22 protein-coding genes and 1 pseudogene are annotated in these 24,974 nt (G+C 59.1%); 13 read left to right on the top strand and 10 right to left on the bottom strand.

What is annotated here, in order from left to right; genetic code table 11:
• The first annotated feature begins 421 nt into the window (after positions 1-421).
• The 3 genes from B7X90_RS02095 to B7X90_RS02105 all read left to right on the top strand — a co-directional run bounded on the left by B7X90_RS02095 (position 422) and on the right by B7X90_RS02105 (position 3,372).
• Positions 422-1,627 (top strand): DUF932 domain-containing protein, encoded by a 1,206-nt coding sequence (locus tag B7X90_RS02095; RefSeq protein WP_292621243.1) that lies wholly within the window; start codon positions 422-424, stop codon positions 1,625-1,627.
• A gap of 185 nt (positions 1,628-1,812) precedes the next feature.
• Entirely contained in the window at positions 1,813-2,853 is a 1,041-nt protein-coding gene (locus B7X90_RS02100) for a toll/interleukin-1 receptor domain-containing protein (RefSeq protein WP_292621244.1), read from the top strand.
• 114 nt (positions 2,854-2,967) lie between these two features.
• Positions 2,968-3,372 (top strand): CopG family transcriptional regulator, encoded by a 405-nt coding sequence (locus B7X90_RS02105; RefSeq protein ID WP_292621246.1) that lies wholly within the window; start codon positions 2,968-2,970, stop codon positions 3,370-3,372.
• Between the two features lie 18 nt (positions 3,373-3,390).
• On the opposite strand, the gene B7X90_RS02110 is transcribed toward B7X90_RS02105, so the two are convergent.
• Positions 3,391-3,681, bottom strand: a complete 291-nt coding sequence (locus B7X90_RS02110; protein ID WP_292621247.1) for a hypothetical protein — start codon at positions 3,679-3,681, stop codon at positions 3,391-3,393.
• A gap of 79 nt (positions 3,682-3,760) precedes the next feature.
• Here B7X90_RS02110 and B7X90_RS02115 point away from each other — a divergent pair, with 79 nt between their 5' ends.
• The 6 genes and pseudogenes from B7X90_RS02115 (at position 3,761) to B7X90_RS02140 (ending at position 10,466) form a co-directional block, all read left to right on the top strand.
• Positions 3,761-7,069, top strand: coding sequence for a type ISP restriction/modification enzyme (locus B7X90_RS02115; protein WP_292621249.1), 3,309 nt, complete (start codon positions 3,761-3,763; stop codon positions 7,067-7,069).
• Between the two features lie 179 nt (positions 7,070-7,248).
• The gene (locus tag B7X90_RS02120; protein ID WP_292621250.1) at positions 7,249-8,487 is read left to right on the top strand and encodes an ATPase, T2SS/T4P/T4SS family; all 1,239 of its coding nucleotides are present in this window, start codon (positions 7,249-7,251) and stop codon (positions 8,485-8,487) included.
• A gap of 3 nt (positions 8,488-8,490) precedes the next feature.
• Positions 8,491-9,174: a conjugal transfer protein TrbF gene (trbF, locus tag B7X90_RS02125; protein ID WP_292621252.1), complete on the top strand. Its 684-nt coding sequence runs from the start codon at positions 8,491-8,493 to the stop codon at positions 9,172-9,174.
• Positions 9,171-9,575 carry a hypothetical protein gene (locus tag B7X90_RS02130; protein WP_292621293.1) on the top strand — a complete coding sequence of 135 codons (405 nt, stop codon included), beginning with the start codon at positions 9,171-9,173 and terminating at the stop codon, positions 9,573-9,575. Before trbF ends, B7X90_RS02130 begins: the two co-directional genes overlap by 4 nt.
• A 40-nt stretch (positions 9,576-9,615) precedes the next feature.
• Positions 9,616-10,242 (top strand): annotated as a pseudogene (locus tag B7X90_RS02135) (TrbI/VirB10 family protein); the annotation flags it as partial.
• Positions 10,239-10,466: a DUF2274 domain-containing protein gene (locus tag B7X90_RS02140; protein WP_292621254.1), complete on the top strand. Its 228-nt coding sequence runs from the start codon at positions 10,239-10,241 to the stop codon at positions 10,464-10,466. The pseudogene B7X90_RS02135 and the gene B7X90_RS02140, both read left to right, overlap by 4 nt.
• Here the strand turns inward: B7X90_RS02140 and B7X90_RS02145 are convergent.
• The 6 genes from B7X90_RS02145 to B7X90_RS02170 all read right to left on the bottom strand — a co-directional run bounded on the left by B7X90_RS02145 (position 10,454) and on the right by B7X90_RS02170 (position 16,428).
• A complete protein-coding gene (locus tag B7X90_RS02145) occupies positions 10,454-11,347 on the bottom strand; it encodes a LysR family transcriptional regulator (RefSeq protein ID WP_292621257.1) in 894 nt (297 codons plus the stop codon). The genes B7X90_RS02140 and B7X90_RS02145 overlap by 13 nt on opposite strands.
• Positions 11,348-11,552: 205 nt before the next feature.
• On the bottom strand, positions 11,553-12,737 hold the full coding sequence (locus tag B7X90_RS02150) for a cytochrome P450 (protein WP_292621259.1): 1,185 nt from the start codon (positions 12,735-12,737) through the stop codon (positions 11,553-11,555).
• 13 nt (positions 12,738-12,750) lie between these two features.
• On the bottom strand, positions 12,751-13,242 hold the full coding sequence (locus B7X90_RS02155; protein ID WP_292621261.1) for a hypothetical protein: 492 nt from the start codon (positions 13,240-13,242) through the stop codon (positions 12,751-12,753).
• Positions 13,242-14,399: an alpha/beta fold hydrolase gene (locus B7X90_RS02160; RefSeq protein WP_292621263.1), complete on the bottom strand. Its 1,158-nt coding sequence runs from the start codon at positions 14,397-14,399 to the stop codon at positions 13,242-13,244. The genes B7X90_RS02155 and B7X90_RS02160 overlap by 1 nt, the downstream gene beginning before the upstream one ends.
• 3 nt (positions 14,400-14,402) lie before the next feature.
• Positions 14,403-15,305 (bottom strand): VOC family protein, encoded by a 903-nt coding sequence (locus tag B7X90_RS02165; protein ID WP_292621264.1) that lies wholly within the window; start codon positions 15,303-15,305, stop codon positions 14,403-14,405.
• An 82-nt stretch (positions 15,306-15,387) separates the two neighbouring features.
• Positions 15,388-16,428, bottom strand: coding sequence for an MBL fold metallo-hydrolase (locus B7X90_RS02170; protein WP_292621266.1), 1,041 nt, complete (start codon positions 16,426-16,428; stop codon positions 15,388-15,390).
• Positions 16,429-16,532: 104 nt separating this feature from the next.
• On the opposite strand from B7X90_RS02170, the gene B7X90_RS02175 reads away from it, so the two are divergent.
• Positions 16,533-17,444: a LysR family transcriptional regulator gene (locus B7X90_RS02175; RefSeq protein ID WP_292621268.1), complete on the top strand. Its 912-nt coding sequence runs from the start codon at positions 16,533-16,535 to the stop codon at positions 17,442-17,444.
• A 107-nt stretch (positions 17,445-17,551) separates the two neighbouring features.
• Positions 17,552-18,550, top strand: a complete 999-nt coding sequence (locus tag B7X90_RS02180) for a VOC family protein (RefSeq protein ID WP_292621270.1) — start codon at positions 17,552-17,554, stop codon at positions 18,548-18,550.
• Between the two features lie 92 nt (positions 18,551-18,642).
• Here the strand turns inward: B7X90_RS02180 and B7X90_RS02185 are convergent, their stop codons facing one another.
• Positions 18,643-19,560: a formylglycine-generating enzyme family protein gene (locus B7X90_RS02185; protein ID WP_292621290.1), complete on the bottom strand. Its 918-nt coding sequence runs from the start codon at positions 19,558-19,560 to the stop codon at positions 18,643-18,645.
• A gap of 180 nt (positions 19,561-19,740) precedes the next feature.
• Entirely contained in the window at positions 19,741-22,098 is a 2,358-nt protein-coding gene (locus B7X90_RS02190) for a TonB-dependent receptor (RefSeq protein WP_292621271.1), read from the bottom strand.
• Between the two features lie 287 nt (positions 22,099-22,385).
• On the opposite strand from B7X90_RS02190, the gene B7X90_RS02195 reads away from it, so the two are divergent.
• Positions 22,386-23,477: a sugar-binding domain-containing protein gene (locus tag B7X90_RS02195; RefSeq protein ID WP_292621274.1), complete on the top strand. Its 1,092-nt coding sequence runs from the start codon at positions 22,386-22,388 to the stop codon at positions 23,475-23,477.
• 149 nt (positions 23,478-23,626) lie between these two features.
• Entirely contained in the window at positions 23,627-24,133 is a 507-nt protein-coding gene (locus B7X90_RS02200) for an MFS transporter (protein WP_292621276.1), read from the top strand.
• Here B7X90_RS02200 and B7X90_RS02205 read toward each other — a convergent pair.
• Positions 24,096-24,953: a sugar kinase gene (locus tag B7X90_RS02205; RefSeq protein WP_292621292.1), complete on the bottom strand. Its 858-nt coding sequence runs from the start codon at positions 24,951-24,953 to the stop codon at positions 24,096-24,098. The two genes, B7X90_RS02200 and B7X90_RS02205, sit on opposite strands and share 38 nt — an antisense overlap.
• Between the last annotated feature and the right edge of the window lie 21 nt (positions 24,954-24,974).

Genomic DNA, 24,974 nt, shown 5'->3' on the forward strand with positions numbered 1-24,974 from the left:
GGAGGAAGTCTCCTCCCTGGTCGGAGCTGCGCCGCATCTCCTCCACACCCACCTCAGCGGGGAAACCCCGCAACGCCCCGAGAAGTGGAGCGGTGCTAATGACGCGCTCTGTCCCGCAGGCCCGTCGGCCCTGCTCCTGAGGGCGCGGCATCAAATGTAATAGGCCCCGCAAGCACACTGAGCCGTGCGACATGGTTCCATGTGCAGGCGATGAAAGCCGACGAGCACCGCCTTTCCGCCTGCACGAGCAAGGGGACAGACCGCCCTCCCCTCAGGGTGCGGTTTTCTGCTGCGGCAACTTCGCTGGCCGCTCGTGTGACCGTTAGCATGAGCGGATTAGAGTGAGAGGGTGGCGGGCTTCGCCGTGACGGGATGAGGGTCGAGAGAGAGGCTCCCGGCCGCCCGTCATGGAGATTTTCCCATGAACATGCAGGTTCCAGGTGTGCGCCGCGATGTGAGCGGCGGCTACAAGGTGGATGTCACGCGCGGCGAGCGGGTCGGGCGGGTGTCGTCGGAGTGGTTCTCGCGGCCCGACGATGAGCGGTATCTGTCTCTGGGCGATCTGGCCCGCTCGGTACGAAGACGGTCAGAGCGCAGCCGGACTCGCGTGGTCGATACCGCGCTGATCCATGTCGAAGCGGGCCGCAACGATCCCGAGCGCCTGGCGCTGATGCTGCCGGGCGCCGACGCGCCGGTCGCGCCGACCCATTGGAGCTTCGGGCAACTTGCCAGCCAGGTCGGGGCACCGGCTGCCTATCTACGCCAGCTTCCCGCGCCGCTCGCCGCGATCAACCTGCAATATGGCCTGACATCGAACCGGGCCGAACAGATCAAGACGCTCGAAACGGGCGATCCCATTTCTGGGGGCAGGCTGGAACTGCGCGCCGTTACCGGACCCGATTATGGCCGGATCTACGATCATGAACTTGTCGAAGCGGTGCAGAAGATTGCGGGCAACGGCACGGGCGACACGCGCTGGAAAGTGCCCGGCGTGCTCGACTGGTCGACCGGCAACTACAATCCGCGCGTCGATATCACCCGCGATACGACCACGCTCTATGCATCCGACCGCGACGTGTTCCTGTTCCTGGTCGATGACCTCAACCCGATCGAGGCGGGTCGGCTGCCCGACGGATCGCCGGATCTCTACTTCCGGGGCTTCTACTGCTGGAACTCCGAGGTCGGCGCCAAGACGCTCGGCATGGCCAGCTTCTACCTGCGCGCGGTCTGCCAGAATCGCAATCTCTGGGGCGTCGAGGATTTCGAGGAAATCAGCATCCGGCACAGCAAGTACGCGGCCAATCGCTTCGCCCACGAAGCCGCACCGGCACTGGAAGGCTTCGCCAACTCCTCGCCTCTACCCTTCGTCAACGGCATCAAGGCAGCGCGCGAACGCATCGTCGCCCGTACCGACGAGGATCGCAGCGACTTCCTGCGGGCGCGCGGCTTCTCGAAGACCGAGACCGGCAAAATCATTGAAACCGTGCTGGCCGAGGAAGGCCGCCCACCCGAATCGATCTTCGATTTCGTGCAGGGCATCACCGCGCTGGCCCGTAGCAAGGCCCACCAGGATGCCCGGCTCGACATGGAGGGCAAGGCCAAGAAGCTGCTCGACCGGGTCCATTGATCCCGGCTCACCCCGATTGTTCTCCCGCGTCGCGCTGCCTTCTCCGGAGTGAGAGGGCGGCGCTTCGCTTCGTGACGGGTCGAAGCCGAGAGAGAGGCTCCCGGCGGCCCGTCATGGAGAACACCCATGATCGTCGGCGACGACGAGGTCGTCGCGCTGCGCCGCTATGTGCGCGATCAAACCTGATGGCACGGGTCACTTACAAGGGGCGCCCTTTCAACGTGAAAAAATTTGGCGACGATCTCATGAAAGCCGGCCTTGAGCTGGGGATGAAGGCGATCGAAGAGAAGGCACGGGGTGCCGCGGCCACCATCGTCGATCCCGAGACGGGGCGGCACGCCGACGTGTTCGTCGACCGCATGCCGGGCAGCAAGGTCGGCATCAGGACCAACGGCTCGCCGGCCTTCGCGCGGCTGGTCGAGGAACGGCTGGGTGTGGGCGCAGGAGAAGTGAAGACCATGAACGCAAGCGACGGCGCGGCCTATCCCAAGGTCTATCTGGCGCACGCCAGCGAGGACAAGGCAATGGTCCGACCGATCGCCGAATATCTCATGGCGAACGGGATCGACGTCTGGTTCGACGAATGGGAGATCGAGCCCGGCGACAGCCTCCGCCAGAAGATGGAGGAAGGCCTGGGCGAGATGACTCATTTCATGGTCGTGCTGACCCCGGCCTCGATCAAGAAACCGTGGGTCGCGCTGGAGATCGATGTCGGCATCGTCAAGCGGATCGGCGGCGAAAGCCGCATGGTGCCGGTCGTCGTCCGTCTCGATCCCAAGCGGCTGACGCCTTTCCTGCGCACGATGCTCTATATCGAGATCGATCCGGCCAGCGAAGCGGACCTCAAGGCGCTGGTCGATCGTCTGCACGGGGTAAGCCGGAAACCTGCGCTCGGCGAGACCCCGCGCTATGTCCGCAGCGCGCCTTCGGGACTTGCTGGCTGGTCAGCCGCGGCCGTCGCGATCGGCAAGCATTTCGTCGAGGCAAGCAAGGATGGCCGCGCCCATGACCCGATCCTCACTCTCAACGCACTGGCCGAGGCGACCGGGCTCGACCCGATCGATGTCCGGATGGGGGTGCTCGACCTCAAGGAGGCCGGCTATTTGTGGGAAGGGAGCGTACGCGGACATTATGCCGCCGAAATCCCGATGTTCGTCGACTTCGATCAAGAGTTCATGCCGTTCAGCCCGGCGGACGATGCCCAAAGGCCCGCAAAACGAATTTGAGTTCCCCGATGGCGGCAAAGTTGAAGACGAAGCCATTCGTGCTCAACGATTGCGCGACATCGCGCAGAACAACGCACGGCAGGCCTCGCTCGACCCTGGCGATGGGATTGAGCTATGACCCGGTCCAAGCACACCTTCCGCTTGCCGCCCGCGCTGGCCGATCAGCTCGCTGAATACGCCATCCGCAAGCGCGTCAGCCAGGCGCTCGTTGTCGAAACGGCATTGGCATCGTTCCTCTCACCCGACGGCACTGAGCGGATGGAAGCTGCCTTCAGTCGGCGGATGGACAAGCTGCAGCGGTCGAACGACCGCCTCCAGTATCACGTCGAGGTCGGCAACGAGGCGCTGGCGCTGTTCGTGCGGTTCTGGCTGACCGCCAATCCGCCCCTGCCGGAATCGGCACGCGCTGCCGCGCAGGCACAGGCCAAGGATCGCTATGACGGATTTGTCGAGGCGCTGACCCGCAAGCTCGAAACCAGCAAGGGCATTGTAGGCGAATTCCCAAACCCGCGGCGGTGAGGCCCGGCGGCAACCGGATCAGGCAGCCAGCAGCAGTTCGATCCGTTCGAGCTCTTGTGCGAATTCGAACCGCAATTGATCGCGTTCGTCGCTCGGAAGCCAGTTGGCCATCTGCGGAAACACCACCTTGTGATACTTCAGCGTCCGCTCATCCCAAGGTGAGCCGTTGGTGGCATTACGAGCTTCGGCCAGAATTTCGTGCAGTTCACGGCGCACTTCTTCGCGATCAGGCTCGAACGACTTGACCGGTTCGGCATCGCCCAAGTCCAGCCCAAACTGTTTCGGTCCGGAATCAAACAGTTCGTCCATTGATCTTTCCAAAACCCTGCTCGAAACGGTTGCGGGAAGCGCCACGCTGCTGCACATGACAATTTAGCGGAGGGAATGCGTGTCGCAAGCTGAATCGATCAAAATTGCAGTGGGCGAATTCGGCGCGTCAGCCAAGGCGAAGCTGAACGAGGGCGGTCAGCCCGAGGACCAGCTGCGCAATCCGATCGAGCAATTGTTCGCGGCGCTCTCGCTGGTCATCGGCATCCCGAAAGGCGCGTTGACCCTGATCGGTGAGAAATCCCTCTCAGAACTGCGAACCCGGCCCGACTTCGCCGTGAACATCAGCAAGGCGCTGATCGGCTTCATTGAGATAAAGGCGCCCGGCAAGGGCGCTGATCCCCGCAAATGGAAGACGGGGCACGACAAGGAGCAATGGGACAAGCTGAAAGCCCTCCCCAACCTGCTCTATTCCGATGGCAACGCCTTTTCACTGTGGCGCGATGGCGCACTGGTTGGCAGCATCATCAAGCTGGACGGCGACATCGAGGACGCAGGCGCAAAGCTTGCCGCGCCCGAGGGCTTCCTGCCGTTGCTCAACGATTTCCTCACGTGGCAGCCGATCGCGCCGAGGAACGTCCCAGAACTCGCGCGCATTTCCGCCCGCCTTTGCCGATTCCTGCGCGATGAGGTGGTGGAGCAACTCGGCATCAAGAACGCCAAGCTGACCGAGCTGAAGGAAGATTGGAAGGCACTGCTCTTCCCCGATGCGGATGACGCCAAGTTTGCGGACGGCTATGCGCAAGCGGTCACCTTCGGTCTGCTGATGGCGAAGTCCAAGGGGCTCAGCCTCGCCGATGGGCTGGACGACATCGCCAAGGAACTGGGCAAGACCAACACGCTGATCGGAGCAGCACTGCGCCTGTTGACCGAGCAGGATCTCAAACTCGGCCCTGCCCTCGATACGCTGACGCGCGTTCTCGATGTCGTCGATTGGGGCGTCATCGCCAAGGGCGACCCGGAAGCTTGGCTTTATTTCTACGAAAACTTCCTTGAGGTTTACGACAACAAGCTGCGCAAGCTGACCGGCAGCTATTACACTCCGCCTGAAGTGGTGCAGGCGATGGTCCGCCTGTGCGACGAAGCGCTGCGATCGTCAGACCGTTTCGCCGTGGCTCAGGGTCTTGCCAGCGCGCAGGTGCGTATTGCCGATCCGGCGACGGGTTCGGGCACATTCCTGCTCGCCGCACTGCGCGCCATCGCGCAAAGTGTGGGGGCCGATGAAGGTGAAGGTGCCGTCCCCGGTGCGATCACAGAAGCGGCCAAGCGGCTCTATGGCTTCGAACTTCAATTCGGGGCCTTCGCCGTGGCGCAGCTGCGCCTGCTGGCCGAAATGATCGATCTTGGGGCCGATGGCTCACCCGGTCTCTTCGTCACCGACACGCTCAGCGATCCCCATGCTGATTTCGAAAGCGGCCAGGGCATCTACCGCGAAATCTCCAAATCGCAGCGCCTTGCTGGCGAGATCAAGCGCGCGCAGCCGATCACCGTCGTTATCGGCAATCCGCCCTACAAGGAAAAGGCCAAGGGCAAGGGAAGCTGGATTGAAAACGGTCGGTTCAAGGATGGCAAGGACGCGCCGCTTAATGACTGGCAGCCGCCAAAAGCATGGAAAGTCGGCACTCACGCTAAGCACCTCCGCAATCTCTACGTCTATTTCTGGCGATGGGCTGCGTGGAAGGTGTTCGAACAAGGTGCTGGTGGAAGAGACAAGGATCCGCCCGATCACGAAGACCTGTCAGGCATGGTCTGCTACATCACTGTCTCGGGATTCCTCAACGGCGCGGGTTTCCAGAAAATGCGCGATGATCTGCGGCGCAGTTGTGACGACATCTGGATCATCGACTGTTCGCCAGAAGGACATCAGCCCGAAGTTGCGACACGCATTTTCCAGGGCGTGCAGCATCCGGTGTGTATCGTTCTTGCCTCGCGCTCTCCCGCGAACGATCCGGACAAGCCTGCGCGCGTCCGGTTCCGCGCGCTCGCCAAAGGCAGACGCGAAGAAAAGTTTGCTGCTCTGGAAACCGTTAGGCTTGATGGCAAAGGCTGGAGCGATTGCCCAAGTGACTGGCGCGCGCCATTCCTGCCCGCATTTTCGGGTGGATGGGCCGATTTCGTGCCGCTCGACAGCGTGATCGGGGATTGCGGATCAGGTGTTATGCCCGGTCGGACCTGGATCATTGCACCCGACAAGGATTCGCTGCAACGCCGTTGGCAGAGGCTTGTCGAGGAAACGGATGCAAGCAAGCAAGCGATGCTGTTCCATCCCCATATGCGGGGTGGAAATCCGGGTGACCGTCATGTCGGCAAATCCGGGAGAGCTTTGGATAGGTCTCAAATTGTACTGACGCCAATCGATCGAATTCCGGTGGAGCGTACCAACCCAGACAAGAAGTTAAGGGCTTTGGCGGAACGCGCTTTGGCTGGCGAGCCGCCGATCGCGTATGCCTTCCGATCCTTTGATCGGCAGTACATCATCCCCGATGCTCGAGTCATAAATCAGCCCAATCCGGGTCTTTGGGACAATTTCGGTAAGGATCAGGTCTATTTGACCGCTCCAATGGACAGATCGCCAACTGGTGGGCCTGCGATTTCGGCAGCGTCGATCATACCTGATCTGCACCACTACAATGGTCGCGGTGGCCGCGTATTTGCGCTTTGGAAAGATGCCGCGGCAACCCAATCCAACATTTCAGCTATGACGCTTGCAGCACTGGCGAAAGCATTCGGCGCGCGGGTCGATCCCGTTGATGTTTTTGCCTATGTCGCGGCCCTGTTGGCTTGCCCGGCCTATACCGAGAAATTCAAGGGCGACCTGATCCGCCCGGGTCTGCGCGTGCCGATCACCGCCGACGCCACACTTTTTGCAGAAGCGGCTGTGCTGGGGCGCGAGATCGTCTGGCTGCACAGCTTTGGCGTGCGCTTTGCCGATGGCAGGCCGGCAGGTGCCCCGCGTCTGCCCGAGGGCCGCAAACCCGATTACCCGAAGGCCGGGGCCATCTCGAACAAGCCCGAGGATTTCCCCGACACAATCGACTACGACGCGGCGAAGCAACGCCTGCTGATCGGCACCGGCTACATCGACCGGGTGCCGCCCGCAGTCTGGGCCTACGAGGTCTCCGGCAAGCAGGTGCTGCGCCAGTGGTTCAGCTATCGCAAAAAGGACCGCGAGCGGCCCCAGATTGGCGACAAGCGCAAGCCCTCCCCGCTTGGCGACATTCAACCCGATCACTGGTTGCCGGAATACACTTCAGAACTAATCAATGTTCTCAATGTTCTGGGAATGCTTGTTGATCTTGAACCTAAGCAAGCCGATCTGCTGAATCGGATTTGCGACGGGCCGCTGATTCCCGCTTCGAAGATCGCGTGATGGCCTGGACCTCGCTTTAGGCTTCAGAGGCTGCACCGCCCTCCCCGCCATGCGTTTCTAGATTTTCGCCACACTACGATGACCGCAACCAGCTGTTGCGTTCACCCGATTTGATGCCTCTTTGATCCGCCTCGTGAGCGCAGCCGGTGGTCGGTTGCCTCGCAGACACGAGGCAACCCATGAGCGTCATCCCGATCAGGTCAGAAGCATCGTCACGCGGCGCGCGCATGCTGCGGACGGCGCTCGGACCGGAAATCGCCGCATGGCTTGAAGATGCTTCAGTCATCGAAGTTATGCTCAATCCCGACGGTCGGCTTTGGATCGACCGACTGGGGGCCGGGATCGCCGATACGGGAAGCGGGATGTCCGCTGCCGATGGCGAGCGGATCATCCGGCTCGTCGCGCACCATGTCGGAGCTGAAGTTCATGGGCGGTCGCCGCGCGTGTCGGCGGAGCTTCCCGATACGGGGGAAAGGTTCGAAGGACTGCTGCCGCCGGTCGTGGCTGCACCGAGTTTCGCGATCCGCAAGCCCGCCGTCGCGGTGTTCACTCTTACAGACTATGTCGGCGCGGAGATCATGTCCGGGTGGCAGGCCGACGCGCTGGTCGCCGCCGTTGCAACCCGCAAGAACATCCTGGTCGCCGGCGGCACATCGACCGGCAAGACCGCCTTCATGGCTGAGCGCGTGCTCGGCAACGTCGTCTCCTCGGGCAACAAGGTGCTGGTGCTGGCGGTGATCGTCGGCATCGGCTCGACCATTTTCTCCGAGTTCACCTCGGCGATCGCGGGCGAACCGACGATCGAGGACGCGCTGTCGATCGTGCTCGCCAGCCTCTCTCTGCTGGGCCTCGGCATCTTTGGCCCCGGCATCGCCAACGGCATCGTCTCGGGCGGACCGCAGCTGGGCGCCGGTGCCGCCGCCGGAACCGCGCTGCTTGCCGGCGGTGCGGCGGCAGGTGCGGTTGCAGGTGCAAAGCTTGCTGGCGGGGCGGTTGCGAGCGCGGCGTCCAATGTCGCGCATGGTACCTCGCGCACTGCTGGCGGGGCGACCATGGCCTATGCTCTGGGCTCGGCAGGCAAGTCGGGAGCAAGTGCGGTTGGCTCCGGCATGGCCGCGGTCGGCGATGCCGCCGTCGGCGCTGCAACTTCTCCGCTGCGCAAGGCAGGCGACGGGATGAAGCAGTCGTTCCGCGAAGGCAGCCGCGCGGCAATTACCAATACGGGCGGCAGCATCACGCCCGGACCCAATACGCCGCCTCCACCGCCCCCAACAGCCGACGCAGGACAACCGGCTTGGGCCAAGGCGATGAAGGACCGGCAGACCATCGCGCACGGCGCGACCATCGCCGCCCACACGCTCAAGTCCGGCGACAGCCACGGCGGCGGGGCTTCCATCGACACCTCCGAAAAGGACTGATCCATGTTCCGACGACCCTCGATCCGCTACGGCAAGACCCCCGAACCCGAAACGCCCTACCAGCGCGCCGCCCAGGTCTGGGATGACCGCATCGGCTCGGCCCGCGTCCAGGCGCGCAGTTGGCGGCTCGCCTTCTTTGGTGCGCTAGGACTTTCGACCTGCCTGACCGCCGGGATCATCTGGCAAGGCGCGCGCGGGAGCATTGTTCCCTGGGTCGTGCAGGTTGACCGGCTCGGCGAGGCGCAAGCAGTTGCCCCGGCTGACGTTGGCTACACGCCCTCGGACCCGCAGATCGCGTTCCATCTGGCGCGGTTCATCGAGCAGGTCCGCGCCGTGCCTGACGATCCGATCGTCGTCCGCCAGAACTGGCTGCGCGCCTACGACTTTGCCACCGACAAGGGCGCGCTCGCGCTCAACGACTATGCCCGGACCAATGATCCATTCGCGCTGATCGGGCGCGAACAGGTCGGGGTGGATGTCACCAGCGTGATCCGTGCCTCGCCGACCAGCTTCCGCGTCGCCTGGGTCGAACGCCGCTACCGCGACGGCAGTCTTGCAGAAACGAGCCGCTGGACCGCGATCCTGACCATCGCCCTCCAGATCCCGCGCACCCCCGACGCCGTCCGCAAGAACCCGCTCGGCGTCTTCGTCAACGCCATCAACTGGTCGAAGGAACTTGGATCATGAATACCATCACGTCAGCGGCGGCATGCCGCGTGATCGCCTCAGTGTTTGCAGCAAGCGCGGTGCTCGCTTCACCTACGCAGGCCCAAGAACCGACAAAGCACCAGCCTGCCGCGCCTGCGTTCCCCAACGAGGTTGCGCAGGCGCCCCTTTCGGAACCAACGGTCGTGGCAATCCCTGTACCGCTTCCGCTTCCCGGCCAACTCAAAGCGTTTCCGCAGCGCACCCCTCCCAACGCTGCGGGCCGCTCCCGCCCGTCCCAGAGTCGCCCCACTCTCCAGGACAGGGTGGGAGCGGCGATGGAGGCAGCGCGGGTACAGCCCGACCGCACAGGGTTCATCAACGCAATCCAGGTCTTCCCCTATACCGAAGGCGCGCTCTGCCGCGCCCGCCGGAACTCCTGAAACAGCTCCTGCTGCAGGAACCCAGGGCGAAGCTGGCCGCAAACAGGCGTTTCTCGAGCGCGCTGCCGATCGCCGCACGGTTTCCGCCGAACGGCTGTCCGGTTTGGCATCCACGCATATCGTTCAGGCAGGCTCGGTCATTCCGGCGGCGCTGATCACCGGCATCCGTTCGGACCTGCCGGGACTGGTCACCGCGCAGGTGACCCAGAATGTCTATGACAGTCCGACCGGGCGAATCCTGCTGATCCCGCAAGGATCGCGGCTGATCGGCGATTATGACGCCGATGTCGCGTTCGGGCAGAGCCGGGTGCTGCTGGCCTGGAACAGGCTAATCCTTCCCGATGGGCGCTCGATCGTGCTGGAGCGCCAGCCCGCCTCGGACCCACGCGGCTTTGCCGGACTCCAGGACGGTACCAACTATCACTGGGGCGGTGTATTCAAGGCCGCGCTGGTTTCGACACTGCTCGGCGCTGGCTCGGAATTTGGTTCAGGCGACGACGGCAATCTCGCCCGTGCGTTTCGTCGCGGGACGCAGGACAGCATCAATCGCGCTGGCGAGCAGATCGTTAGCCGTGAATTGAATGTACGACCGACCCTGACCATCCGGCCCGGATTTCCGGTGCGAGTGCTGGTGGCGCGCGACCTGGTCTTGGGAGGCGGGCAGTGACGCGATTGAAGCTTGCCGATCTCGCAGACGAGAAGCCCGTGCGGCTGACTGTGGAAGTATCAGCGCGGTTGCACCGTGACCTGACGGCCTATGCCGCGGCCCTGAATGGCGGCGATGCCAAAGGCGCCCCCACACCAGAACGCCTTATCCCGCCGATGATCGAGCGGTTCATCGCGACCGACCGGAGCTTTGCCAAGACGCGGCGGTCGGCTCAGCCCGGATAGCGCTCTTCGATCAGCTTGAAGAAATGCTGGAGCGCCGGGTTATCGTTGTTCCTGCGCCAGTAGAGCGCGTACTCAAGCCGGGCCGGACCGTTGGGGTCGTGGATCTCGTGAAATCGCAGGTCGGCCCAGCAAACCCCCTGGGACGCCTCGGTAGCTATTGAGATGTAGCGCTTTGCAGCGACCATGCTTAGCACGCTCTCAAGGCTGGTATCCTGGACGATAATGCTTGGCCGTTTGCCCTGCTCTGTCAGCCGAGCGGCGATCAGGTTGCCGAAAACCGGCCCAAGCCCACCTGCAGGAACCACGAACACTTCGCGGCGCAGATCCTGCCAGTAGATCTGCTCTTTTTCTGCCAGCCCATGATCCATAGGCAAAACGGCGAAGAGGCGCTCGGACCAAATGCGGCGGGACGCGATCCCGTCTTCTTCGAGCCCGATTGGGGCAACAGCCACATCGACTACATGTGAATGCAGCCCGTGGAACAGTTTCTCCAGACCAGCTTCGATGCCGTCGAACTGGACGTCTTCGAACTTCGTGAGGTAGTCCGCGATCGCCAGCCGCAGGTTGCCGGACATGATTGGCGAGCAATAGCCAACTGCGATGCGCGCACGCAGACCGTAGCTGACGTTGCGTGCAGTGGTTTGAAGGTTATCGACATCGGTGATGATGCGGCGGGCCTGTTCGATGAACGGTCGACCGTTTTCAGTCGTCTCGGCACCGCGCGTGGACCGGTCGAACAGCTTAACTCCGAGACGATCTTCGAGCAGCTTTACCCTTCGGCTCAGCGTAATCTGCTTTACGTTGAGCGCAGCGGCTGCACGCGAAAAGCTCTTCGCGTCGGCGGTCGCGACGGCATAGCGGAGCTGGTGGATTTCAATCAATGTCGTCGCTCATGCGAACCACGCAGCCTGCCCCGTCGGGGTTTGATCAACTGTCACGCCAGGAAAGAAGTGAGCCAGCTCGGGCATCGTTTCCCCATGGCGTTTGTAAGAAATCTCTGGTCGTAGCAACGGCGGATCAGATACCACATCGTTACACAGTGTGATCGAAAGATCGACAAATCGACGGGGCATGGGGCGTATTCCCTCAAGCCGGAATCAGTTGGACCGGCAACGAGCCAAGTGCAAAAAGCGTGTTGTTGGGGCGGCGCACGGCAGGCCCGGCAACCCTGATTTCTTCCACGCTTTCAACCATCGCCGAGAGGACCGCTTCCATCTCGAAGCGAGCAACCATCTGGCCTAGGCATTGGTGAATGCCAAACCCGAAGCCAACGTGTCCGCTGGCGTTTCGCGTGATGTCGAATTTGTCAGGATTGTTCCAGCGACGTGGATCACGATTGGCTGCAGCAAGAAAAAGCAACACCTTACTGCCCTCTGGAAGCAGTTCTCCGTGAACCTCGAGTTCTCGACTGGTGGTACGAAAAAATGTCTGAGCAACACCCGAATAGCGAAGCACTTCTTCGATGGCCTTGCGCACCAGCGATGGATCGCGGCGTAACACCTGCCATTGCTCTGGGTTCTCGGCAAAGGCTTGTATGGCCGCGGCAATGCCGTTGACAGTTGTGTCCACACCAGCTGACAGAAACGACCGGACCAGCCGCTCAGCCTCTTCAGTGGTGCATTCACCCCGATCGGCAGCAGCAAACAGGTCAGCGCCCCAGCCTTTTGCCTTAAGGAATTGCCGCTTACAGCTATCCGCAACCCATGCGCTAGCCCCTGCGGCATCGACGCTGCTCTGTTCGAGCAGCGCATTGCGTGGGCCGAAGGCGTTGAAGACCGACATGGCATATGGGATCAGATTTTCACGACCATCATCGCGCAATCCGATAAGTTCTGGAAAAATCTGCAGCGGGAATGCTTCAGCAAGTCCAGCCACCGCATCGAAAGAACCAGCACCTATGAGCGGTTCTACGATGGCCTTGGCCGTCATGTTCCATTCTGCTTGCCTCGCCTTTAGGCCGGGCAAAGCCGTAACCTTGTTCATCAGCCCGCGTGTGCGGTCATGGAGAGGCGGATCAGCCTCGAGGAGAAGTGACGGCGGCCGCCAAGGAGCCTCTTTCGAAAAATCGCTCAGTCCGACGCCTCTTCCGGAAACGAAAGTCTGCCAATCCTTTAGTGCCGCCTGAACTTCGGCGTAACGCGCCATCCCATAGCAAGAATAACGGGACAAGCCGAAGACTGGACCAGCTTCGCGCAAGTCGTCGTGATGCCTGAACGGGTCCGACAGGGCCTTGTCCGTATAAGGATCAAAATCCAGCTGCGGGATGCTCACCTGCATTGCTCCTTCAAACGGATTGGCGCGCCAAAGCTGCTCGCAGACCAATAGGAGTAATCACAAAAGCGAGCCCTGCACCGTAGGCGACCTTCAAGGTCATTGCAGTGCTGTTCGCCAGGGACTCTACTCCCAACATCCAGGCAATGGCTCCAACTGACGAGCTGCCAAGCACCGCTGCGGTTAATGCGAGCAACAAAGCCCTAATGATGAGCGATCGCGGGAGGCGTGTGAGCTGATCCGACGACGTCAAGGTGCCAGCCCTGAGCTTTTTAGCTGTCAGAGCGCCAGGCACGAGCGTGCTCATCAGCGCGATCATGAAACTTTGAGGAAGGTAATCGAAGACCCACTGTCCAACCCCCCACACCGCCACCGGATCATGTTCGCCAAAAACGAACCAAAAGAACCCGGCCGAAATCGCGGCATTTATGATCGTCGAAACAATTGTTTCACGGCGAATGTGTGCAATATGCACAACAGCCAGCGGTTCTGCATTTGCGTTCATCACGCCGTATATCCTCCCAATGTTTCAGCAAACCAGTCTGCGATGCAATCGCGACCGTAAGCCATGTTGTCGGCTCCGACATGCTCGACGCCACCTTCGTGGGAAGTAAAGATCACCTTCTCGCGACGCCGAGAATTGATCAGTTGGTCATAAAGGTCGTCAGCGTATCTTACGCTTATCTGCCGATCATTTCCGCCGTGTGTTACCAGAAATGGCACCCTTACGCGGTCCATATGACCGTTGAGGTTCATTTCCTCAGACTTGGCAAGGAAATCGTCCATATCGCTTGCCCCGAAGGCCCACATGACGTGAGCCCAATAATGCGGGACGGGGTTTTCGCCTTCGCGTTTCAGACGTTGATCCTGAACCTCGCGCCAATTGTGGTTAGCGCCCCAGACTGCACCGGAAGCGAAACGCGGTTCGTAAGCAACCGCTCGCGGCGCGAAATGTCCACCAAGGCTGATTCCGGTCATGCCGATGCGCTCGGGATCGACATCAACCTGAGCTTCCAACCAATCAACCGCCTTTGTTGCCCAGTGTTCACTATGTGGGTCTACTGGTAGTCCTTGCAGACGGAGGGCTTCACCACTCCCGGGCTGGTCAACGCACAGCGTCGAAATTCCGCGACGTGCCAAAGCTTCAGGCAAGCGCGACCAATAAAGCAACTCCTTGCAACTATCGAGGCCGTTGCAATAAACCACAACGGGGTGCGGTCCCGGCCCTGTTGCACGAGTGTAGAGCGCGGGCATAAACCCGTATTTGAGCGGTATTTCAATCCGTTCGCGGTTGAGCTCCCCCAGACGTGTTGATTGCTCAAAGGCAGCCAATGCCTTGGCGTAAGTCTCGCCGCGACCGGGATGACCATGCCCCTGCATTCTTTCGGCAGTAATCAGGTACAGAGATGCCCGTTCAAGTTTGTTGGAAGCACTAAATGCTCTTCCTCTCCGCTCATCCTCCGCCGCCAGATTGATAAGCTTTTCGCCCATTGCCGACCACTGCTTCATGAATTCGGGCGTGCCAGCATCCGCCCCCGACGCAGCGGCATCTCTAATTGGCTTGCACATATCGACGATTTCGCCAATCTGCCCTCCGCTTTCCATCGCGATGGCAACTGACAAGTTCCAGATATAATTTGGAAAATATTCGAAGAGGGCCACTACTCAGCCCTCCACCGCAACGAACAGACCAGGGTTGGGTGCCGGGTGAGGCATGGTCTGTGGCCCGCCAACACCGATGCCCCACTGGTCCATTACCAAGGGAGCAGGTACATGAACCTTGGCTTCATGGGTGTCGAAATCGACTTCCTCAAGATCCGCCGTGTATTCAACGGCAAAGCCAGCCGGCGTTACGAAATAGCTGAAAGCGTTGTTGCCAGCAGTGTGCCGTCCCGGGCCCCACTGAATTTCAGTGCCTTTCAACTTGAGCCGGTGCGCGCCCCGCATCATGTCATCGACCGACAGCATGTCATAGGCGACGTGGTTGAGGCATGGCGGTCCCGGCAGAATGGCAATTCGATGATGGGCCGAGTTGCAGCGCAAGAAGCACATGAAGTCGCCAAGCCAGTCCGAGATCTTGAATCCCAGAACATCTGTGAAGAATTGCACCAACTCCTGATGTTGTGGGCTGTGAAGCACGATATGGCTGATCTTGACCGGCAGGCCCTCCCAGTGCGCCAGACCTCGCTTGCCACCTCTTGCAACATCGCAGGAGATTTCAATCTGCAGCCCATCCGGCGAGAAGAATCGAAAGCCGTATCCGCCTCCAGGCGTGTTGAGCTCATGCGGCTCACATACCAAACTGCAACCGGCGGCGCGGGCCTTGTCGCAAAGTGTGTCCACATCGGAACGGGATGCGGCTGCTAATGAAATCACATCTAGGCGATTGGCTTCGGCCTTCCGGAGCCGAACGACGTGATGCTCATCATGTCCCTGGGTTTTTAACCAAGCCGTGTTGTTGTCTGAATCAACAAGTTCGAGACCGAAGGCGTCAACGTAGTAGTTCTTCTCTGCCTCGAATTCGACTACGCCATAACCGACGTAACGGATTTCAGTGACTCGGCTCATTTGGCTTCCTCTTGATGCGTGAGCCGGTTTCCACCGAGCTCTCTGTTCGATTTTTTTGGCGAAGTATCTTTGCTTTGCGGTCTCAGAACGCATCAAGATCGTTGGCAATGACGACAGGGCCGGCGTAGCGGCTCGCAATGCGACGAACGTACCCCAACAGTTCTCCTGCTTTTGCTCCCGAAGCCACCACATGCGTAACGACCAAGGACTTTGCGCCCGAGCGCTTTGCAAGATCCCCCACGTCTTCGGGGGTCAAATGATGTCGCCTGAGATGTTCAGTCATCCCTGCCAACTGCGCATCAGACATGTCTGGCGTGTTGCGGCGAACATTGGCAACAGTGCGATCAACGTCGATCATCTCGGTGACCAACAGGTCGACGTTGCGAGCCAGTTCCTCAACAGCTGGGCTCGGCCCTGTATCTCCGGTGTAGACGATCGATCGATCTGGCAAATCAAACCGGAAGGACAGCGCCTTGAAGCGGCGATCCATTTCTGATCCAGCGTGGAAGCTATAGTGCGTGTTCTGGCGCACGTGAACTTGTACATTGCCAACCGATGTCTGGGCTCGATCACTCAGCTCAATAACTTCCACGGTTTCGTCCGGACGGATTATGGCAGCACCGTCCAGGCCATAGCCGGCCTCCGCCGCGGGCTGCATTGAAGCCAAAATGCCGGCGACCAGCTGCTTGGTTCCAGGGGGGCCGAATATCTGGAGCTTTCCGGGTACATTGGTTTGATAGCGAAGGCCCAAAACTGCAGCCAACCCTCCAGCATGATCGAAATGCAGGTGGCTCAAAAATACCGCCTTAACCCGGGGCAAGCGAATGCCGGCTTTAGTCAATTGCCCGACGGTCGCGTCCCCGGTATCGACAAGCAATACATCATTGCCCGCCACTAGAACATTGGAGGGCTGTGAACGAACCGGATCAGTAACCGGCCCCCCCATCGTGCCTAAAGTGACAAACATGCTCGACTGTGTCGCCGGAATTGGACTGGCCTGCTGAGCCGAGGCGCTGGTTGACAAAAGCAAAGCGACGCACGCAGCAACATTTGCGCTGAATTTTCCAGACATACCGGCTCCCGAATCTGTATGAGGTTTGCCGCCTGGATACACATCCTGCATGTACCGGCGACGAATCTCATTTTGGCCTTACCACTTTGCAGGCCGCGTTGGGTTCAGGCAAATTCTTAGTTTTTGTTCCTTTCCATTCATGGTATTGATACTGAATGCGTCTCGACAAATTCGATCTGAACCTCCTCATCGCGTTGAATGTCTTGCTCGAGGAGCAAAGCGTCACTCGTTCTGCCGAGCGCATGAACCTGACTCAATCAGCGATGAGCGCTGCCTTGGGACGGCTTCGTGCAGCACTGAATGATGAACTGCTCACGCCGCATGGCCGCAAAATGCTGATAACGCCGCATGCACGGGCGCTCGCACCGCAAGTGGCTGAAGCGATTCAGACGCTGAGGACTTTGGTTTCGGGAGCGACAGCGTTTGACCCTGCCACGTCCGATCGACGCTTTGAGATTGCCGCATCGGACTACATAACGACCGTGCTCATCGCCCCCATTCTCCCGCAGCTGAAGCGTGAGGCGCCAAATATTCAAATCAACCTATCGCTTCCTACCAATTTGAGTCATGGCGAATTGAGTGACGGGAAATTAGATTTTCTTCTTACACCGGAGCAGTTTTTAAGTTCCGATCACCCAAAGGTTCTTCTTTTCGATGAGAGTCATGTTGTCGTAGGCTGGGTAGAGAACCCTGTTTTCGATCACCCATTAACCGAAGACGCTTATTTTTCGTGTGGTCATGTCGCAGTTCGAATCACAGGTGCGCCAACCTTTATAGAAAAGCATATGACAGATTTGCAGGAACACCGCAGGATCGAGATATATGCACCATCCTTTTCTCAAGTCCCATGGCTGTTGCCGGGGACTTCACATCTGGCGCTGATGCATCGAAGGCTGGCCGAAGTGTTTGTTCCTTTGTTGCCCTTGAAATTCGTTGATCCGCCATTTCCCGTTCCCGCGATGCGCGAAATGATCCAATACCACGGGGCCCGAACCAGCGATGCAGGATTGCAATGGCTGCTCTCAAAATTTCTATTGGCTGCAGGACAGGGAACAGATCCGAAATAGCAATTCCATTCATGAGTTATCATAAAATTAATTCACACGATCGATTGCTCTAGATCAAGAAGGGCTCGGCCTATTCCTGCAATCTCCGTCTGGCAAGGAGATTGAAGATGATTGCAGGTATTAGAAGATTGGTTTTTCACGTTGACGATGTTGCGTGGTGCGAACGATTTTTCGTCGACTATGGTCTCGCGCTCCAAAGCTCATCTGAAAAGCGCTCAAGCCTGATTGCATTTGACGGTAGCGAAGTTCTCCTGCTCGACAAGAAGTCCGTTACGGTCATGCCGGGCGCCAAGCAAACAGGTATCGGAGTTCATGAGTGCGTTTGGTACGTGCAGGATGTCTCTGCGTTGCAGCGTATTCGGAAGTCACTGGAAATCGATCATCAGATTGCAACTGATGAAGAAGGTATCTTGCATTTCGTAACGCCCTTTGGGCAATTGATCGGGATCCAGGTTTGGTCTCCAAGGTCTGTTTATGGCGCGCCCTCGCCAAGCAATACACCGGGTTCAATTGGGCGCTTAAATCAGCCGCGCAAATGGTTGACGCGACCTCTCCCGAAACGGATTCACCACTGCGTATGGACATTCCCTGATGTGCAGGAAGCGCTGGATTACTACCGAGATCGCCTAGGATTCCGAGTGACCGATGTGCAAAAGGGCTTTGGCGTTTATATTCGCGCACCTGGAGCATATGAACACCACAGCGTCTTCCTGGCGGATGCGAATGCCAAGATGCCTGGCTTCGATGGATCACTCAAGTTCCACCATGCCAATTTCGAGCTTGAGGACATCGACGAGATCATGGTCGGCAAGAACTGGCTGGATCGCAAAGGATATGATTTCAGCGGGAATTGGGGGCTAGGCCGACACCGCCTGACCAGCGCTGCGTTCCTTTACCTCAATGTTCCGCAACTCGGCGGCGATATGGAATACGGCGCAGACTGTGATTGCGTCGATGATGGTTGGAAGCCGAGAGTTTGGGACGGTGCATTCGGTACGGCAATATATATGCACGAACTGCCGCATTGGATGATGGATGAGCCCAACTGGGACGTATCGTTCGCGCGCGACGATCAGCTTAGATTTCTCCCAGCCGAAAATGTCTAGAGCGTCGAGCCGATCGAGGCATCTTGCCTTGGTCGGCTCAACAGCGCGGCGGCCGCGACGAAACTTGGATCGATCACTTCCCCCACAAACCCTTAGGCAGATCGCACGCAACGAAAGCCTATGTGGCTCGTCGTGCTATCGATGGCTTCTCCTTGCCGAGCTGCCGGACGGTAGCGCTGACAATAATTGTCAGCGCAGAGATGCGACCCTCCTTTGATCACTTTTCGAGGAATCTTGAGACTAGGCGAACACGGGTCGAAGCTTGCAGCACGGGTCGCGCCTCGGGGATTTTCTATTACGCAACAAGCGCCAGCATGGCGCTTGTTGACCGGCTTTGGTTCAGAATACCAGTCGTCGGTCCATTCCCAAACATTGCCGGCCATATCGTAGAGGCCGTAATCATTTGGAGGAAAGTGCCTGACAGGACTCGTGCGGAGCCAGCCGTCCTGGACCGTATTCTCGTAAGGAAACCTTCCCTGCCAGTAGTTGGCGAGCATCGCACCGCCCGGAGCCAATTCATCACCCCAGATAAACTCACGGCCCTCGTGTCCACCGCGTGCGGCGTACTCATGTTCTGCCTCACTTGGCAGACGCTTGTCTGCCCAATCAGCAAATGCCTGCGCATCGCGGTGGGCAACATGCACGACGGGATGGTCCATCAAATCGTCGATATTGCTTCCGGGTCCAAGCGGATGCCGCCAATCTGCTCCGTGTACAAAGGACCACCATTGGCTCCAGTCGTGCATTGCAACAGGATTCTCAGCCCCGGTGAATACCAATGACCCAGCCTTGGCCATTGCAGGATCCAAACCAGGATAGTCCTTTGGATCAGGCGGGATTTCAGCGAAGGTGACAAAGCCCGTTGCCTCAACAAACTCAGCAAACTGGGCGTTGGTCACCGGAGCTTCATCTATCCAGAAGCTGTCGACCTTTACGCGGCGTGTCGGCTGCTCCTCCGGGTAAAACGCAGTAGAACCCATGGTGAAGATGCCTTCTGAAATGAGACGCATCCCATTTGCTACATCGTCCGCACCCGTTCTCGCCGCTTTCTCATTCATCTGTCAAACGACCCCATCGTTTGCATTGACTGCACCGGACGAGCCAAAATCGGCTGTGTCTGTTTCAACCAATAGCTCAAAAAGCGCTGGCCCGGAACAACCTCCGGGCCAGCCTCCTCGACTTCGATGATATCAGAACTGCAGTGAAGCCTGGATACCGACTTGCCGGATCGAACGATTGCTCTGGACAACGCTCTCGACGAGGAGACCGGCACCAGCACCAGCTCGGCCATCAGGGATCTGTGCGCTGATGCCGGCAAGGTTGCTCGGATCGTTAGTGCTGCCGATATTGTCAGCAAACACCGCAAGGCTCCATGACTTATCAACTCGGACGCCGATACGGCCGCCGAACACAGCGTGCGCCTTGTAGACATAGTCTTGCGACCCGCCGCCCGTTCCCAACCGCATCTTCGACAGGTAGTTCATATCGAGCGAAATGAAGCCCTCAAGCTTGTCCCCAAGCGGAACTGAATAATCCGTGCCGATTGTCGCAGCAAAACGCGGAGCCAGCATGAGCTGCTGACCAGCAAGCGACGAACCGTCATCGGCTAGGTATCCAGTCGGATACTTGACCACATTATAGGTAGCGTTGGCATTGATAGTCCAATTTGGCGACAAACGACCAAACAGATCGAATTCAAAGCCCTTGCTCGTGATGCCATCGATATTCTGCGGATTGCAGGTAGGCGTGAATGCGATCGCATCCATCACGCAAAACGTGGTCTGGTAGCCATCTATCTTTGAATAGAAGCCAGCGAGGTTCAGATTGAGCTTGCGATCAAACAGACTGGTTTTGATACCCACTTCATAGGTTGTTGGCTTTTCGGGGAAGACCACCTGCGCAGGCCGGTTGTTCTGAATCGGCGCAATCTGCGCAGCCTTGTAACCGGTTGCCACCGTGCCATAAAGCATCGTGTCCTGCGCCACATCGTAAGTGGCGCCAGCACGCCACATCACGTGCGTATCGCTATACGAAAGGTCAGAGGTCAGCGCGTTCTGAAAACCGTCCAGATGGGTTTTCGAGCTTGAAACGCGCAGGCCGGCAAAGGCTGTGAACCCGTCTCGTTGATAACGGACTTCACCGAAACCTGAGAGATTGTCACTTGTGTAGTCCTGTCCGTTGGTTTGGGCGCGAAGGGTGAAAGTTGCGCAGCGCGCATCAGTCTGTACCGGCCAGCACGTAGCGATCGGATTACTGCCTCGGAAATTGTAATCGCGACCAAATGCTCCAGCAAGACTACCGCCACGGGCATAGACGGTGCTGCGCAAGTAAAATCCGCCAAGTGTTAGAGAAACTGGACGATTTGGGTCAGTTGCGGCTCGAAACTCCTGGGTGAACTGCGTATAGTTCGTGATGCCCCCGCTCTGCTGCTCCGTCGAACCCAACGCACTCATCACGTTGTCGATGTCACTTCCTGTGTCGGAGTCCAGCTTGCGGTATGCAGTAATTGATGTCAGCGAAACATCGCCACCATCATAGTTCAGTTGAAGGGAATAACCCTGCGTGACGAACTTGTTGAGCGAATTTCCGTCACTGCAATTTTCCATGTTCTCGATTGACGGTGTAAGACCGCAGGCCGCGTAGATTGCCGCGCTCCGAGAGGCGGTAGTGTTATTCGTCAAGTCGGTGGTGACAACCGTGGCGGGTGACACACCCGCAGCCGATGTCGTGGTATTGCGAATGACGCGCCAAACGGTCGGAAACCCACCGCCCCGATCGCTCGCATTATAGGCGTATTCCGCGATGGCATCGACAGAAAGATCACCAATATCCGTCTTGAAACGACCACGCACCCCCCACTCACGAAGACGATCTTTACGTCCGTCGAAGGCATTCTCGATGACGCCCTGGGTTTCCCCCAGATAGCCGCTGACACGCACACCGGCCTTGCCTGCAATCGGAATGTTCAGTGAAAGTCGACCGAGCTGGCGTCCATATTCCGAACCAAGAGTGCCGTCATCACTGACCTGCACCGAAACCTTACCTGAAAAATCGTTGTAATTTGGCGCTTTCGTTGTGATGTTGACCACGCCAGCCGAGACGCTCTGCCCGAACAAGGTGCCTTGCGGACCGCGCAGCACTTCAAGCCGCTCGATATCATCCAGGTTTCGAGTGTTGGTCAGCCCCTGAACCACCCCGTCCACAACGAAACCGACCGAAGGTTCAGCCGAGCGTCCGCGCGAATACGTACCAATACCGCGGATGTATGCTCCGCCACCCGTCGTCGCCGGCGTCTGATGCAGCTGGAGCGCTGATGACACGCGCGCCAGGTCGGAAATGTTATTGATGCGTTGCTGATCAAGCTGCGTCCCGCTAACCACCGTCACTGAAATCGGGACGTCTTGCACACTTTCTGCGCGGCGCTGGGCGGTGACGATGATCTCACCCGAGTCCGCACCCTCGTCCGCACCGGTGGACTGCGCTAAAGCCGGGCTGGCTAGCGACAAAAAACTGGCAGAAACCAGCAAAGTGGTCGAAAATTTGATCATCGTGATCCTCCCTGAGAGCTTGCAGCCTAGTGGCTGGCAAATTGGTCAATCCAGTTTATTGCACATCAGGATCCATCGATGCAACGCCATTTCATTGATGGGTATCCATCAACGAAATTGCTGGATGTGTTTGGCGGCTTGAGCACCATCAGATTGACAGGAATGACCCTCCACCGTAAATTGGCCAAACCACATTTCAAGAATCGGGCAACCGACGCTTGCCTATTCGGGAGCGGAGAATAATGCGATCGCTAGTTTGGACTTTGCTCGCCACCTCGAGCGCATTTATGTCATCTGCCCTTGGGGCAAATCCGCATCATACGGCGGAATACACCGCTCCATCAAGCAGCCCAAGACGTGAAATACCTCTCAACGAGGGGTGGAGGTTCTTGCAGGCATCTGACCCTGCCAATGCAATGGCCTCAGAATTTGACGATGCTCAATGGGAGAAGGTTTCACTTCCGCACACATGGAATCGAGTAGGCCTGTATGAAGATGCGGCGAAGGTTGGCGTTCACCGGCCTGCGATGATCAACAAGTTGCAAGGGCCAGGATGGTACAGAGTTAGTCTCACCCCTCCTCGGCTGCTGTCAGGGCAACGAGCCTGGCTAGAATTTGACGCGGCAAGCCGAACAGCTGAAGTGTGGTTGAATGGAATAAAGCTCGGCTCACATGCCGGCGGTTTTTCGAGATTCCGCTTCGATGCGACAAATGTCTTGCGGGTTGGCGCACCCAATATTCTGGTTGTAAAAACCGATAACTCGCCGCCGCGCGCCGGTTCCTTGACTGCAAATACGTTCCCCTTGATGGGCGACTTCTTCGTCCATGGCGGGCTCTATCGCCCTGCCCGCCTCATTGTCACCGAAGCGACTCATTTCGATATGCTCGATCACGGCAGTCCCGGTGTTTACGCTCGGACTACTCGTATTGCGGACGGCCAGGCGAACGTTGCCGTCATTGCTAAGCTGAGCACCAGCGACCGCCGAATGCAGCGTGTTTCGGTTCATGCCAGCCTCATTCATCCCGACGGAACGATCAGCAGCAGGGCTTCGACTACGACCAACATCAAACCTGGCATTGCAATCGACGCGGGATTGTCGCTTGATCTTGCAAATCCGCACCTTTGGCATGGGACGAAAGATCCCTTTCTGTATCGCCTCGTCGTCGAGTTGCGCGATTCCAAGGGAAAACTACTCGACCGTTATGACCGTCCGTTTGGGGTGCGAGAAATCCGGCTAGATCCCCAGAAAGGCTTCTTCCTTAACGGGGAAAACATCCGCTTGTTTGGAGTTGGTTTGCACCAGGATCGCGAAGGCATGGGCTGGGATACCGTGATCCCGCAGACCATCCGCGCCTCTCTGCCAAGGAACGCGCGCTGATCGACAACAGCCGGGGCGAGGACATCGAGGGAAAACCCGCGACCCGGAAAGACGTTCTGAGCAGCCGCTCGTTCTGGGCCATCGCGACACCCCGTTTTCTGTCCGAACCTGCCTGGCAGACCTTCAATTTCTTCATCCCGCTCTATCTGGTGGCGGTATGGAACCTTGACCTAAAATCGATCGCGCTGTGGGCATGGCTTCCGTTCCTCGCCGCCGATTTCGGCAGTCTGGCAGCAGGCCTGTTACCGACATGGCTAATGAAGCGAGGAACAGGTCTTCTCGCCAGCCGCAAGATCACGATGACGCTGGGTGCGCTGTGTATGGTCGGCCCGGCCTGCATCGGCCTTGCCACGTCGCCGGGCATGGCGATTGTGCTGTTCTGCATCGGCGGCTTTGCCCACCAGATGCTCAACGGCGCACTGATCACGCTTTGCGCCGATGTATTCGACCGCCGCACAGTCGGCACGGCAAGCGGCATGGCGGGCACTTCCGCGTGGATCGGCGGCATGCTGTTCACCCTGCTGATCGGGCAGAGCGCGGACACGTTCGGCTATAATCCGCTGTTCGTTGCGCTGGCAGCGCTCGATCTGCTCGCCGCTGCGGTGCTATGGGGGCTGCTCAAGGCTCCTGCGCCGGAATCGCGCCCGACCGCATGATCGTCCACCCGGCGAGCTTATGCCCGGCGCACGCTGCCTTTGAATGATCTGCCCCGTCCAGCCGCGCGGCCAGATAGCCCGCGTTGAATGCATCTCCCGCGCCGCTGGTATCAACCGGGGCAAGGACTACTTCGGGCGCTATCACCGATCCGTCTGGCAGACGGCAGCCTTCAGCACCAAGCTTCACAACGGTCTCCGCGCAGCCCAGCCCTTGCCAGTGCGACGCAACGGCACTGGCCCTATCCTCTCCCGAAAGCGCCGTCTCATCCTCAAGAGTCGGCAGGCCGATAGTGGCAAGCGCGATCGCTTCGTCTCGGACCTTGCATGCCTCTGCAGTGTCATTCCACAGCCGCTGTCGATAGTTGCCGTCAAACGCTACCTGCCCGCCGCGCAATCGCACAGCGCCCGCCAGTGCAAACATTGTCTTGCGCCCCTCGGGCGGCAGAATCGCCAGCGTTATCAACGAGAACGCAATTAAGTCTGCTTGAGTTGCGAGTTCCAATGCCTCCGCCGACCCCGGCAGAGCGAACATTTCGCGCGCGGCGCTCGTATCGCGCCAATATGAAAAGCTGCGCTCACCCGTCGCATCGGTACTGATCGCGTAAAGCCCGGTGCTGCGCGTGGGATGATCCAGCACCAAGGATGTATCCAGCCCCTCACCCGCCCAGCGCTCCTTCAGGTCAGCGCTCAATGGATCGCTACCCAGTGCCGTCAGGTAGGCCACGTCGTGCCCGGCCCGCGCCATGTGGACCGCGGTGTTGAGCGTGTCGCCGCCATAGGCCAGTTGACAGCCCGCGCCGGAACGCGAAAGTTCCAGCATCGCCTCACCAATCACGACAAC

The organism is Novosphingobium sp. 17-62-19 (genome assembly GCF_002256775.1).
Classification (GTDB): domain Bacteria; phylum Pseudomonadota; class Alphaproteobacteria; order Sphingomonadales; family Sphingomonadaceae; genus Novosphingobium.